Source organism: Bartonella sp. DGB2, from assembly GCF_046843095.1.
Lineage (GTDB): Bacteria > Pseudomonadota > Alphaproteobacteria > Rhizobiales > Rhizobiaceae > Bartonella.
Window position 1 is genome coordinate 65,436 of sequence record NZ_CP177329.1, and the last position, 13,229, is coordinate 78,664.

The following is a 13,229-nucleotide window of genomic DNA, read 5'->3' on the forward strand; positions in this document are numbered from 1 at the left end:
GTTTAAAATAAAAAATATTTTCTTATTATGCTTGGTGTTTCATGTCTTCATTCCTCACTGACCCTGTTTTTCTTTTACAAAATTTTTTACGTTGCCCCTCCATCACTCCACAAGAAGCAGGGGTTTTAGATAAGCTTAGCACCTACGCAAGAGATTTAGGCTTTTCAGTAAAACGCCCTATTTTTAGCGAAAATAACACAGCTGACGTAGAAAATTTCTATGGAAAGCTAGGGACAGGTAGCCCGCATCTTATGTTTGCAGGGCATGTAGATGTCGTTCCTCCTGGCGCAGAAAATGAATGGCGTCATCCCCCCTTTGGTGCAACTATCGAAGACGGACGGCTTTATGGACGCGGAGCTGTCGATATGAAAGGCGCCATCGCCTGTTTTCTCGCCGCAATAGCCCGCTATAAACAAAAAACAACGCTAAAGGGCTCTATAAGTCTTCTAATCACCGGTGATGAAGAAGGCCCCGCTCTCAATGGCAGCGTCAAGCTGTTAGAGTGGGCTGCAAAAGAAGGTGAAACTTGGGAAGCTGCTTTAGTAGGTGAACCAACAAACCCAAAAAAATTAGGCGAAATGGTGAAAATTGGCCGCCGGGGTACTCTCTCTGGTATGATAGAAATTCACGGCTGTCAGGGGCATGTTGCCTATCCCGAACGTGCTGCCAATCCCATTCCATTAGCTTTAGACATAGCTAAATCACTTATAGGCACCCCGCTTGATATGGGGACTGATGATTTTCAGCCTAGCAATCTAGAAATCACAAGCATTGATACTGGTAACCCCACTACCAATATCACCCCTGCCAAAGTAAGTATTGCCTTTAATATACGCTACAACACACTCTGGGATGCGCAAAGTATGAAAAAAGAAATAGAAGCGCGACTCATTCCCTTTTCGCACACCACTACCTCCCCTTTTTATCGACTCACTTGGAAACCAAGCCTTGGTGGGGCGTTTTTAACACAAAACACACCGGTTCTAGACACATTGACAGGAGCAATTGAAAAAATCACTGGACACAAACCCCAGCTGTCTACCACAGGTGGCACATCAGATGCACGTTTTATCAAAGATTATTGTCCTGTCGTCGAATTTGGACTTGTAGGCCAAACCATGCATCAGGTTGATGAATATGTCACGCTTGATGATCTTGAAACCCTCACAAAAATTTACGAAGCCTTTCTTTTAGCCTTTTTCAAAATAACATAAAAATCTTAAAATCTCTGTTTCATGCACTTTCTGATAGTCATTAGGAAAGCTTACACTTGTAATTTTACGACAAAATCCCCATAATAAAGATGAAATCTATTGGATTATGTCGTATAATTCACCAACCCCATAGGTTGGAATTTCCTATAAAAAATTCCAACAGGGTACAAATATAAAAACAAGCGGCATCAAGGCCGTTTCCGCGACACCAATTTTGAGGATAAAAAAATGGCTGATTACAAAAATTTTCGAACATCCGCCGCTACGCGGGCAGATGCTTCGATTGACCAAGGCCTACGCAGTTACATGCTTGGCGTTTACAACACTATGGCGATTGGCTTGGTGATCACAGCAATCGCTGCTTATGTATTGGCAGCAATCGCCACCACTACTGATAGTACAGAGGCCGTAGGTACCTTTGCCAATGGCGTTATGCTCACCCGCTTAGGGGCAGCGGTTTATACATCTCCCCTTGCTTATGTCATTATGTTTGCGCCGCTGGTCGCTGTATTATTCTTAAGCTTCAAAATCCAAAGCCTTAGCACCAGTAGCGCACGCACTCTATTTTTTGTCTATGCTGGTCTCGTTGGTCTATCTATATCTTCTATTTTATTACGCTATACATCAGGAAGCATAACCCAAACCTTTTTGATCACAGCTGCTTCTTTTGGAGCGCTTTCACTCTATGGCTATTCAACAAAACGCGACCTAACAGGATTTGGCTCATTTCTATTTATCGGGCTTTTTGGTATCATCTTAGCAAGCCTAGTTAATCTTTTTCTTGCTTCCAGCGCATTGCAATTTACTATTTCTGTTATCGGAGTCTTAGTTTTTGCAGGTCTTACAGCTTATGATACCCAAAAAATCAAAATCATGTATTATCAAGAAGATAGCGTAGAAAACCGCGGCCGAAAAATTATCATGGGTGCCCTCGCGCTCTACCTTGACTTTATCAATATGTTTATTATGCTCCTACAACTTATGGGGCAAAATCGTAATTAATTTACCTTCCCCGCTTTTAAGCGGGGTTTTTTTTGTGAATATTTATAACCTCAATGGGCTTCTTGCCAATTTTTCCCAGCTTTAGCCTCTACCACTAATGGCACAGAAAGATTCACAGCTGGAAAGGCAGCATTTTCCATCACGCGTTTCAAAACCTCGATAGTTTTTTTACTTTCTAATTCCAACACTTCAAAAATCAATTCATCATGCACTTGCAGAAGCATTTTAGCGGTTAAAGATTCTTCTTTCAGTTCTGGCTCAATATGAATCATAGCACGCCGAATGATATCTGCAGCCGATCCTTGAATAGGTGCATTAATCGCGGCTCTTTCATTAAATGCACGTATTTGAGGATTTTTTGCAGTAATATCAGGATAATAAATTCGTCGATCAAATAAAGTTTTTACATAACCCTGTTCCCGCACCAAACGTTTTGTCTCTTCCATATAATCACGAATCCCAGGAAACCTCTCAAAATAGGCTTTCATATAATGGCTAGCTTCTTCACGACCGATAGATAATTGTTGAGCAAGACCAAAAGCAGAAATTCCATAAATAATCCCAAAATTAATTGCTTTAGCACGGCGACGGATCTCACTCGTCATATCCTTTAGCGGTACTTGAAAAATTTCGGATGCTGTCATAGCGTGAATATCAAGCCCTTGAGCAAAAGCCTCCTTTAAAGCCTTAATATCGGCAATATGCGCCAAAAGCCGCAATTCAATCTGACTATAATCGGCTGAAAGTAAGAAATGTTCCGCGGGTGCAATAAAAGCAGATCGAATTCTTCGTCCTTCCTTTGTCCGAATAGGGATATTTTGCAAATTAGGCTCAGATGAAGACAAACGTCCCGTATTAGTAGCCGCCAAAGAATAATGGCTATGAACGCGCCCTGTACTAGGCGCTATATAGCTAGGTAAAGCATCCGTATAAGTTGATCGTAATTTAGTTAATTGACGCCAATCAATTACTTTGCGTGCCAACTGTCCCCCACACTTAGTTTGCGCGTCAGCCTTTTCATCCAATGCCGCCACGGCAAGGTCTTCCAAAACCTGCACGGAAGTAGCCCATTGACCTCCCTTCGTTTTGCCACCACCTAAAAGTCCCATTTTTTCAAACAAAACCTCCCCTAATTGCTTAGGAGAAGCGAGATTGAATGTCTCACCGCTTATCTTATAAATTTCTGTAGCTAGTGTTTCCGCTCCTTGTACCAATTCACCAGAGATTTTAGCTAAAATCTGGCGGTCTACCAAAATGCCTCTCTCTTCCATCCGCCCCACCACATCTATTAAAGGACGATCTAAACGCTCATAAACTGTAATTAACCCCCGCGCCACTACTTGGGGCTTTAAAACCCGCCAAAGTCGCAAGGTCACATCCGCATCCTCACAAGCATAAAATGAAGCACGTTCAATAGGTACTTGAGCAAAGGAAATCATATTTTTTCCGCTTCCTACCACGTCCTTATAGCCCGTTGGTTTATAATTAAGCCAACGAGCGGCCAGAGCGTCCATAGCATGGCTTGGCGCACTAGCATCCAAAACATAAGAGAGTAACATTGTGTCATCAAAGCATTGCAATGTAATGCCTTGTTGTCGCATCACTCGCCAATCATATTTTATATTTTGGCCAATTTTTAAAATCGACGGATTTTCTAGCACAGGCTTTAATAGAGACAACGCAATATCCAGCCCCATTTGTTCAGGCTGACGGCCACCATCCAATAAACCCTGTCCCCCCATCTGATGATCAAGCGGCACATAAGCGGCGCGCCCAGGTGCTAAACATATAGAAAAACCCACTAGCCCCGCTTGGAAAGGATCAAGCGAAAGCGTTTCCGTATCAAAAGCCAAATAGCCTTGTTTACAAGCTTCACTAAGCCAAGATTCTAAAATAGCAGGCTCAAAAATTGTTTCATAGGCAGCGCTATTAATCGGTTCAGAAAGCTCCCTTTTCCATACAAAATCGGCATATTTTTGCGGTGTATCCCCCCCCCCGTCTTCAAGAGGTAAAGACAATTCTGTAGAGGAAGTAAGTGTATCAATTTTTATTGGTTCAATTAGAGCCGCATCACAACCTCCGGCTAAGGCAATTCGCCGAGTTAAGGTAGTAAATTCCATAGTTTTTAAAAAACCAATCAAACGTGGAATATCTTGTTCCTGCAACACCAAATCATCTAAACTATAGTCCATTGGAACGTACTCATCCAAGAGTACTAATTTTTTTGACAGCCGAATAAGATCGTGATTGTTTTCTATGGCTTCGCGTCTTTTTTGTTGTTTAATTTTACTTGCATTGGCTAACAATGTTTCTAAATCGCCAAATTGCTCCAATAATTGCGCAGCCGTTTTAGGGCCAATCCCAGGTGCACCAGGAATATTATCACTAGAATCCCCAGTCAAAGCCTGAAGATCTGCCATTTTTTCAGGGAGCACCCCCCATTTTTCTACCACATCCTTAATAAAAATCTCACGATCTTTCATTGCATCATACATAGATACATCATCACTAACGAGCTGCATCAGATCTTTATCAGAGGAAATAATCGTGGTTTTTAAACCTTTTTCACTTGCGATCCGCGCATAGGTAGCAATCAGATCATCGGCTTCAAAACCTGGTTTTTCAATCGCTGGCAAACAAAAAGCCCGCGTTGCTTCACGAATAAGTGAAAATTGTACAATCAAATCTTCAGGCGGCGCAGAACGATTAGCCTTATAAGATGGATAGAGTTTTTTACGAAATGTATCAGAAGAATGGTCAAATATTACAGCAAAATGGCTTGGCACCACACCAAGAGAGGTATCGCGTGCATCACATAAAAGCTTCCATAACATATTACAAAAACCCGCAACAGCACCGACTGGTAACCCATCACTTTTGCGGGTAAGAGGTGGCAAAGCATGATAAGCACGAAAAATATAGCCCGACCCATCCAGCAAAAAAATATGCCCGTTTTTTATCATCTTTCTTTCCACCATTTATAGCCGCCCTAAATATAAAGCCCTTTCGATATATCAATACGAAAGGGCTTTATAAGCAAGGTAGCGCGCCCCTTCTTAAGGACGCACGCTTAACTTTACCGGTAAATCAGACCACCATCAGAGATAATCGATTGGCCAGTAATATAATCGGATTCATCGCTTGCCAAAAACCGCACCAATTTTGCTACATCATCAGGGGTTTGCGCGCGGCCTAAAGCAATACCATCAACAAATTGTTTATAGGTTTCACCTAACTTAGCTCCGGTTACCTCTGAAAAACGGCGGTCAATTTCCACCCACATATCGGTTCCTACCACACCTGGACAATAAGAATTAACGGTGATCTTTTGTTTAGCATATTCTTTGGCTGCCACCTGTGTCAAAGCACGCACAGCAAATTTTGTTGCCGAATAAACCCCCAACATCGGAAAACCTTCATGCCCAGCGATTGAACAGGCATTGATCACTTTTCCTTTGACACCACGGCTCATAAAACTCTTCGCTGCCGCTTGGATTCCCCACAAAACACCACCGATATTGATATTGGTGATGCGTTCAAACTCCTCTTCACTCACATCACTTAAGGGCTGAACTTGAGCAATACCAGCATTGTTAATCATAATATCAAAGCCGCCAAGCGCAGAAACAACGTTATCGACAGTCGCATGCACCGCAGATCGTTCGGTTACATTCGTAAGCGAAATCATTGTTTTTACCCCATATTGCTTAATTTCTTCCGCAACTATTTTTAATTTATCTTCATTAAGATCAATAAGGGCTATATCTGCTCCCGCTTGGGCAAGATATAAAGCAATTCCACGGCCAATTCCTTGACCAGCACCTGTCACCAGGGCAACTTTTCCAGCTAGATCTTGGGTCATATTATCCTCCTCTTTTAGTTATTTATTCCAAAAACTGCTTCCATAAAGCTTTATCTCCTATTTTAGCGATAAGCGCTTCATGAGCAGCATAGTCTTCAGCACTCAATCGTGCAGGAAGTGGATTAGGGCGAACAAGCGCCTGAGCTAAAGGCTGTATGCGGTTTAAATTAACATTCTTTTGTGAAGCAGACACAAAATTTAATGATGCTTGTTTGCCGCCGATTAACTCAATATATACATCAGCTAAAATTTCCGCATCCAAAAGTGCCCCATGCAATTGACGATGGCTATTATCAATACCAAAACGTTTACAAAGTGCATCTAGCGTATTTGGCCCCATTGGGTATTTGCGCCGCGCCATAGCTAAAGTATCTATAATACGATCCACCAAAATTGGTGGTTTTTCCAAACGTGCTAATTCAGCATTTAAAAATCCCAAATCAAAGTTCGCATTATGAGCAATCATTGGCGACTCTCCGATGAATGTTAAAAAATCATCAACGATTTGCTCAAATTTAGGTTCATTTGCTAAACGCTCATTAGTTAATCCGTGGATAGCTACCACTTCAGGCGGGATAATTACCCCCTGGGGATTAATATAAACATGAAAATTGCGCCCCGTAACATACCTATCCACCATTTCCACACAGCCGATCTCCACAACCCTATCCTGGTTTTTATCGAGACCTGTAGTTTCTGTATCAAAAATGATTTCACGCATGATGCCCTATAAATTATCGCGCAGCCATTCTTTTACCTGCTTTTCAGTATAACCTAAATCCCCTGCCGTATCGACAACAAAATCAGCACGCTTGCGTTTTTCTTCATCATCCATTTGTTGAGACAAAATTATTTTAAATTTATCTTCATTCATAAAGGGGCGTGCCAAAACCCTTTCCTTTTGTACAGCAAAGGGTGCTGAAACAACAATAACAACATCCATTCGCTCATGACTTTTCGTTTCAAAAAGTAAGGGGACATCCAATACAACCATTTTTTCGCCGCGCATCCGCGCTAATTCTAAAAATTCATCCTCACAATTTCGTACTAAAGGGTGAATAATTTTATTAAGACGATCAATATTATTTGGGTTATCTACAAAGTAACGGGTCAAAACTTGCCGATCAACCATACCTTCTTTTGTACTATAGGGGAAAGCTTTTTCAATTAAAGCTACAACAGAAGGGTTTTTATATAGCGCATGTACTGCCTCATCGGCACTATAAACAGGAATGCCATACTTTTTAAATATAGCACTAACGGTAGTTTTTCCCATACCAATAGAGCCAGTTAATCCAATCTTTTTCATAATATTACCCCCTTAGGGAAATATATTTTTACGCGCTAATTCTTGTAAAACCGCCTCTCGTAATGATTCATCAACATGTGGACGCAAACCAAACCATTTTTCAAACCCTGGTACAGCTTGATGCAATAGCATACCAAGTCCATCAATAATCCGTAGTCCCCTTTGCTGTGCTAAATGCAAAAAAGGTGTAATTAGTGGTTTATAAACAATATCAACCACAAGCGCGTCATCTTTTGCTTTAGTAAAATCGGGCCATCCGCAAAGCGCTTCAGATGTTGAAACTACTTTTTTTCCCATATCTTTAGAAGTTGTATTCACGATAAGATCCACCACAGGCATAATGGTCGATATTTTATCCCAACTATAAGCCAGCACAGACGTACCAAAATAATCACTCAAATCTTCAGCCCGTTGTAATGTACGATTTACTACGTAAATTTTTTCACAACCCCGATCTTTAAGTGCATAAATCACCGCCCGCGCTGCGCCGCCTGCACCAAACACCAAAGCAACACCCCCTGCCCAATCATTAAAGTAGCTGTCTAAATTAGCATTAAAACCATAAACATCACTGTTACCTACACAAATTTTTCCTTTTTCATACCAAACCATATTAGCAGCACCAATTTTACGTACTGCTTCTTCACATAGGTCAGCTAGCGCATAAGCACGTTCTTTATGTGGGATGGTTATATTTCCACCTATAAATTTTTTTAGAGCTGTTTTTGTAAAAAAGGATTCAAAATCATTAATACTTACTTGAATAGGCTCATAATCGCCTTTTTTCTGATATAGTTTTAACCAATGGCGATGAATAAAGGGGGAAAGTGTCTGTCCTATCGGATAACCACAAACAAAAGCAGTTTTTTTAAGCATCAATAACCCCCAAATCACGCAATTGGCTTAAAATCCCTAAAAGGGGCATGCCTATAATAGTAAAAAAGTTTCCCTCAATTTTTTCAAATAATTGAATTCCCATTCCCTCAATCCGATAGGCACCGACAGAACTCAAAAGCTTTTCTTTTTCTCTCTCTATATAAGTTTCAATAAAGGCAGTTGAAAGCGCACGCATTTTTAAACATGCTGTTTCAACACCTGACCAAATCATTTTATTTCCTTTGACCAAAACAACGGCGCTATGTAAATAATGTTCCTTATCAGAAAAAAGTGCCAATCTCTCTCGCACCTCATCATAGGTTTTTGGCTTATGTAAAATCTCACCATAAAAATCCAAAACCTGATCCGCTCCTAAAACCAATCTTTCAGGAAAATGTTTTGCTACATCATATGCTTTTTCCACAGCTAAAATATGACTTAACATTTTAGGACTATCAATTTTTCCAGCGGCCATAAGATCAGATTCTATACAACGTTCATCAATTTTTGCTGCATAAGTTTCAATTTCTAAACCAGCAGCCCTTAATATATCGGCTCTATAAGGACTTGTAGAAGCTAGAATAAGCGGCTTTATTTTTTTATTCATTATCATTTTCCAAAAGAGATAAAATTGCTGCTGCCGTTTCTTCAATAGAACGCCGGCTCACATCTAAAATTGGCCATTGATAACGTTCAAAAAGATGCCGTGCATAAGTTAATTCCTCTTGAATCGCTACGCGATCAGTATAAACCTCAACGCCAAATCCTTGCCCTACATTGCGACTTTTTCGAACAGTAGAGATTCTTTCACTTGATGCCACTAAACCAATAATTTTATTTTGTTTAGCTTTGAATAAAGCCTCTGGTAAAGGAATTCCCTTAACCAAAGGTACATTGGCCGCTTTTAAACCACGATGTGCTAAATAAATGCTAGTAGGAGTTTTTGAAGTACGTGAAATTCCAACCAAAATTACATCTGCAAGCGGTAGATCTTCGGGCATTTGGCCATCATCATGATCAATGGTAAAATCAATAGCCTCAATACGCTGAAAATAATCAGCAGTTAGTGCATGTTGAGCGCTAGCACGATGCTGACTTGGAGCTCCTAGATAAGTAGAAAAAGCTTCTAAAAGCGGTTGTAAAACGGCGACACAAGGTAAATTTAAATTTTTACATGCAGACGTTAAAACAAACCCTAATTTTTCATCAATCATCGTATAGAGAACAATGCCTGGAGCACTAGCAATTTCAATTAATACGCGCTCCAATTGCTTAGTATTACGTATCATTGGATGAATATGTTCCACCATTTGGTGATCAGCATATTGCGCACCTACCGCTCTTCCTGCTGAAAGTAGCGTCTCACCTGTGGCATCAGAAACCATATGTAAATGAAAAGACTTTTTCACACTATCCACAGCCTCCTGTTGATAAAATTGGATAAGGGCTAAGCCATTGTCTTGTTCCTTCTATCTGTGGAAAAGCATGCGCATTTTTTCCACAAGAAGCAAGTCTGTGGATAATTTTCTTTCGTATTTTATTTTTGTGAAAAGTTATAAATTTTTAAAAAGTTATCCACAAAATATTAAAAAAATATTTTTTATAACTAATTGTTTTTATTATTTTTTTTAAAAATTATCAACAAAATTCACAAAATAGATACAAATTAAAAAATTAAAAACAAAATTTGTGGATAAAACTAGGATAAAAAATAATTCCCATAAAACCCATACTAATAATAAAAGAAGATTCAATTTATAAATATTTATTAAAAAAACTTGGGAAAAATCTCAAAAATAACACATTATCTAACAAATCTAGGATAATATCGCTTTTGAGCGTTTTTTGAATGCTTAGGAAATCTCTTGTAAAGGTAAGAGGTTTTGTGTATAGAAAAGCTCCTACCTATTGGATCCTTTCTTTGATCCATTTCTATGCGTCATTAAAAATGAACGCCTTTACAAATTCCCCCTATAATGAGCCCCTATATGCACAAAATGAAACTCCAAGAACTCAAGAGTAAGAATCCGGTTGAATTAGTATCTTTTGCTGAAAACCTTGAGGTTGAAAATGCCTCCATTATGCGCAAACAAGAATTAATGTTTGCGATTTTGAAAAAATTAGCAATGGATGACATCGAAATAATCGGTGAAGGTGTGGTTGAAGTTTTACAAGACGGCTTTGGTTTTTTGCGCTCTGCTGATGCAAATTATCTTCCAGGCCCTGATGATATTTATCTTTCGCCCGTTCAAATTCGCCGGTTTTCTCTCAAAACAGGTGATACAGTTGAAGGACCAATTCGTGGTCCTAAAGAGGGGGAACGGTATTTTGCTCTTCTAAAAGTTAATACAATTAATTTTGAAGATCCCGAAAAAATTCGCCATAAAATTCATTTTGATAATCTTACACCACTTTTTCCTAATGAGCGGTTGATGATGGAAAATCGTGAAGTTGCAGGTAAAGATATGTCTGCGCGGGTGATTGATCTTATTTCACCTTTAGGAAAAGGACAAAGGGCTTTGATTGTTGCGCCACCGCGTACTGGTAAAACAGTATTATTACAAAATATTGCGCATTCAATTACTGCTAATCACCCAGAATGTTTTTTGATTGTTTTATTGATTGACGAACGTCCAGAAGAAGTTACTGATATGCGGCGTTCTGTGCAGGGTGAGGTTGTTTCTTCTACTTTTGACGAACCGGCAACGCGTCATGTCCAAGTAGCAGAAATGGTCATCGAAAAAGCAAAACGTTTAGTAGAACATGGGCGAGATGTAGTGATTTTGCTTGATTCTATTACACGGCTTGGACGTGCCTATAACACGGTTGTTCCATCTTCTGGTAAAGTTTTGACAGGAGGGGTTGATGCAAACGCTTTACAAAGACCTAAACGTTTGTTTGGAGCAGCGCGTAATATTGAAGAGGGAGGATCTCTCACTATCATTGCTACAGCACTTGTAGAAACAGGTAGTCGTATGGATGAAGTGATTTTTGAAGAGTTCAAAGGTACAGGAAATTGTGAAATCGTTCTTGATAGAAAAGTTTCTGATAAGCGGATTTTTCCATCTATGGATATTTTAAAATCTGGAACACGAAAAGAAGATCTCTTGATAGGTCGCCAAGATTTACAAAAGATCTTTGTTCTAAGGCGAATTTTAGCTCCTATGGGCTCCACGGATGCTATTGAGTTTTTGATCGATAAATTAAAACAAACAAAAGCAAATGAAGATTTCTTTGATTCTATGAATACTTAAATCTATTGTGGATTTTATTTTTAGAAAATAAAATACTCCCTCTATTAAATAGACAAGGGGAGTATAATCTTATTATTTTTTTTATTTTTTTAAAAATGATTATGCCTAATTTTTAGGCATTTACGCCGCTTTTTTATAGTGTATATTGTAAAGAAACCATTAAGTAAGCCTATAAATATATTTTAGGAGGAAATATGAAAAGTCACGCGCTTCGTACTTATAAATCCGCAGAAAATCTGCCTCGTCAAGAACAGTTGGCTTGGAAAATAGCTGAAGTTGCAAGTGATCCTGTTGCTGTTGAAGATGATGTTATTACCATGATAGGCAATAGGATTATTGATAATGCGGCTGTAGCTGCTGCTTCATTGCGTCGTCGACCGATTATTAATGCTCGCGCTCAAGCTTTAGCTCACCCTTATCAGCGAGGGGCAACCTTGTTTGGTTTAAAACATAATCCACATGTCTCTCCAGAATGGGCGGCGTGGGCTAATGGAGTAGCAGTACGAGAATTAGATTTTCATGATACATTCTTAGCCGCAGATTATTCTCATCCAGGCGATAATATCCCTGCTCTTTTAGCGGTAGGTCAACATTGTGGGCTTGATGGCATGGCGTTAGCGCGCGCTATTGCTACGGCTTATGAAATTCAAGTAGATCTTGTAAAAGCCATTTGCTTACATGAACATAAAATTGATCATATTGCCCATTTAGGACCTTCTATTGCAGCGGGTCTTGGTACGCTTTTGGGACTTGAATCTGAAACTACTTATCAAGCAATACAACAAGCACTTCATGTAACCACCACCACCCGCCAATCTCGTAAAGGAGAAATTTCTAGTTGGAAGGCTTATGCTCCGGCTTTTGCAGGTAAAATGGCTATAGAGGCGGTTGATCGTACTATGCGTGGTGAAGGAGCACCTTCTCCTGCTTGGGAAGGAGAAGATGGTTTTATAGCATGGCTTTTAGGTGGCGTCGACGCGCGCTATAGTGTTCCATTACCTGAAAAGGGTGAACCAAAACGCGCAATTTTAGATACTTATACAAAAGAGTATTCTGCTGAATATCAGAGCCAAGCTTTAATTGATCTTGCTCGGCGTTTAAAGAATAAAATAAACAATTTAAGCGCTATTAAATCCATTGTTATTCATACCAGTCACCATACCCATTATGTGATTGGTACAGGTGCAAACGATCCACAAAAAATGGATCCACAAGCCAGCCGTGAAACACTTGATCATTCTCTAATGTATATATTTGCTGTAGCGCTTGAAGATGGCGGCTGGCACCATGTTGACTCTTATACAAGGGAAAGAGCTACGCGTCCTAGTACTATTGCTTTATGGAACAAGATTATAACAACTGAAGATTCAGAATGGACGCGCCGCTATCATAGTCTCGATCCAAATGAAAAAGCCTTTGGTGGTCATGTGGTTGTTACTTTAAATGATGGTAGTATTATTGAAGAAAGTGCAGCTGTGGCTGATGCACATCCATTGGGAGCACGGCCTTTTGATCGTCCTGCTTATATTCAAAAATTTCGTACCCTTTCTGATGGTATAGTGAAAAGGGAAGATCAAGACGCTTTTTTAGAAAAGGTCGAAGTCTTTCATACACTTAAAGCAGGAGAATTGAATTTACTTAATTTCCAAGCTGAAGGTGATTTATTAGCAAAAGATTATAAACACGGTATTTTTGATTATAAAAATTAAGGG

Annotated in this window: 11 protein-coding genes; 4 read left to right on the forward strand and 7 right to left on the reverse strand. The window is 39.6% G+C overall.

Features of this window, described 5'->3' with window-relative positions:
• Nucleotides 1–41: 41 nt before the first annotated feature.
• Together dapE and ACK28X_RS09755 are read left to right on the forward strand one after the other, a co-directional pair.
• On the forward strand, nucleotides 42–1,214 hold the full coding sequence (gene dapE / locus ACK28X_RS09750; RefSeq protein WP_412058770.1) for a succinyl-diaminopimelate desuccinylase: 1,173 nt from the start codon (nucleotides 42–44) through the stop codon (nucleotides 1,212–1,214).
• Nucleotides 1,215–1,442: 228 nt separating this feature from the next.
• A complete protein-coding gene (locus ACK28X_RS09755) occupies nucleotides 1,443–2,216 on the forward strand; it encodes a Bax inhibitor-1/YccA family protein (RefSeq protein WP_412058771.1) in 774 nt (257 codons plus the stop codon).
• A gap of 50 nt (nucleotides 2,217–2,266) precedes the next feature.
• On the opposite strand, the gene polA is transcribed toward ACK28X_RS09755, so the two are convergent.
• From polA to ACK28X_RS09790, 7 genes are all read right to left on the reverse strand, one after another.
• Nucleotides 2,267–5,179: a DNA polymerase I gene (polA, locus tag ACK28X_RS09760; protein ID WP_412059115.1), complete on the reverse strand. Its 2,913-nt coding sequence runs from the start codon at nucleotides 5,177–5,179 to the stop codon at nucleotides 2,267–2,269.
• A gap of 113 nt (nucleotides 5,180–5,292) precedes the next feature.
• Nucleotides 5,293–6,078, reverse strand: coding sequence for an acetoin reductase (locus ACK28X_RS09765; protein WP_412058772.1), 786 nt, complete (start codon nucleotides 6,076–6,078; stop codon nucleotides 5,293–5,295).
• Nucleotides 6,079–6,100: 22 nt separating this feature from the next.
• The gene (gene dnaQ / locus ACK28X_RS09770; RefSeq protein WP_412058773.1) at nucleotides 6,101–6,799 is read right to left on the reverse strand and encodes a DNA polymerase III subunit epsilon; all 699 of its coding nucleotides are present in this window, start codon (nucleotides 6,797–6,799) and stop codon (nucleotides 6,101–6,103) included.
• A 6-nt stretch (nucleotides 6,800–6,805) separates the two neighbouring features.
• Nucleotides 6,806–7,387, reverse strand: coding sequence for a dephospho-CoA kinase (coaE, locus tag ACK28X_RS09775; RefSeq protein WP_412058774.1), 582 nt, complete (start codon nucleotides 7,385–7,387; stop codon nucleotides 6,806–6,808).
• A gap of 12 nt (nucleotides 7,388–7,399) precedes the next feature.
• Complete coding sequence (locus ACK28X_RS09780) at nucleotides 7,400–8,263, reverse strand: shikimate dehydrogenase (RefSeq protein WP_412059116.1); 864 nt, start codon at nucleotides 8,261–8,263, stop codon at nucleotides 7,400–7,402.
• On the reverse strand, nucleotides 8,256–8,870 hold the full coding sequence (locus ACK28X_RS09785) for a Maf family nucleotide pyrophosphatase (protein WP_412058775.1): 615 nt from the start codon (nucleotides 8,868–8,870) through the stop codon (nucleotides 8,256–8,258). Before ACK28X_RS09785 ends, ACK28X_RS09780 begins: the two co-directional genes overlap by 8 nt.
• Nucleotides 8,863–9,681: a pyruvate, water dikinase regulatory protein gene (locus ACK28X_RS09790; protein WP_412058776.1), complete on the reverse strand. Its 819-nt coding sequence runs from the start codon at nucleotides 9,679–9,681 to the stop codon at nucleotides 8,863–8,865. The genes ACK28X_RS09785 and ACK28X_RS09790 overlap by 8 nt, the downstream gene beginning before the upstream one ends.
• 570 nt (nucleotides 9,682–10,251) lie before the next feature.
• Here ACK28X_RS09790 and rho point away from each other — a divergent pair.
• Nucleotides 10,252–11,517, forward strand: coding sequence for a transcription termination factor Rho (gene rho / locus ACK28X_RS09795; protein ID WP_412058777.1), 1,266 nt, complete (start codon nucleotides 10,252–10,254; stop codon nucleotides 11,515–11,517).
• 194 nt (nucleotides 11,518–11,711) lie between these two features.
• Nucleotides 11,712–13,226 carry an MmgE/PrpD family protein gene (locus ACK28X_RS09800; RefSeq protein ID WP_412058778.1) on the forward strand — a complete coding sequence of 505 codons (1,515 nt, stop codon included), beginning with the start codon at nucleotides 11,712–11,714 and terminating at the stop codon, nucleotides 13,224–13,226.
• Nucleotides 13,227–13,229: the final 3 nt, after the last annotated feature.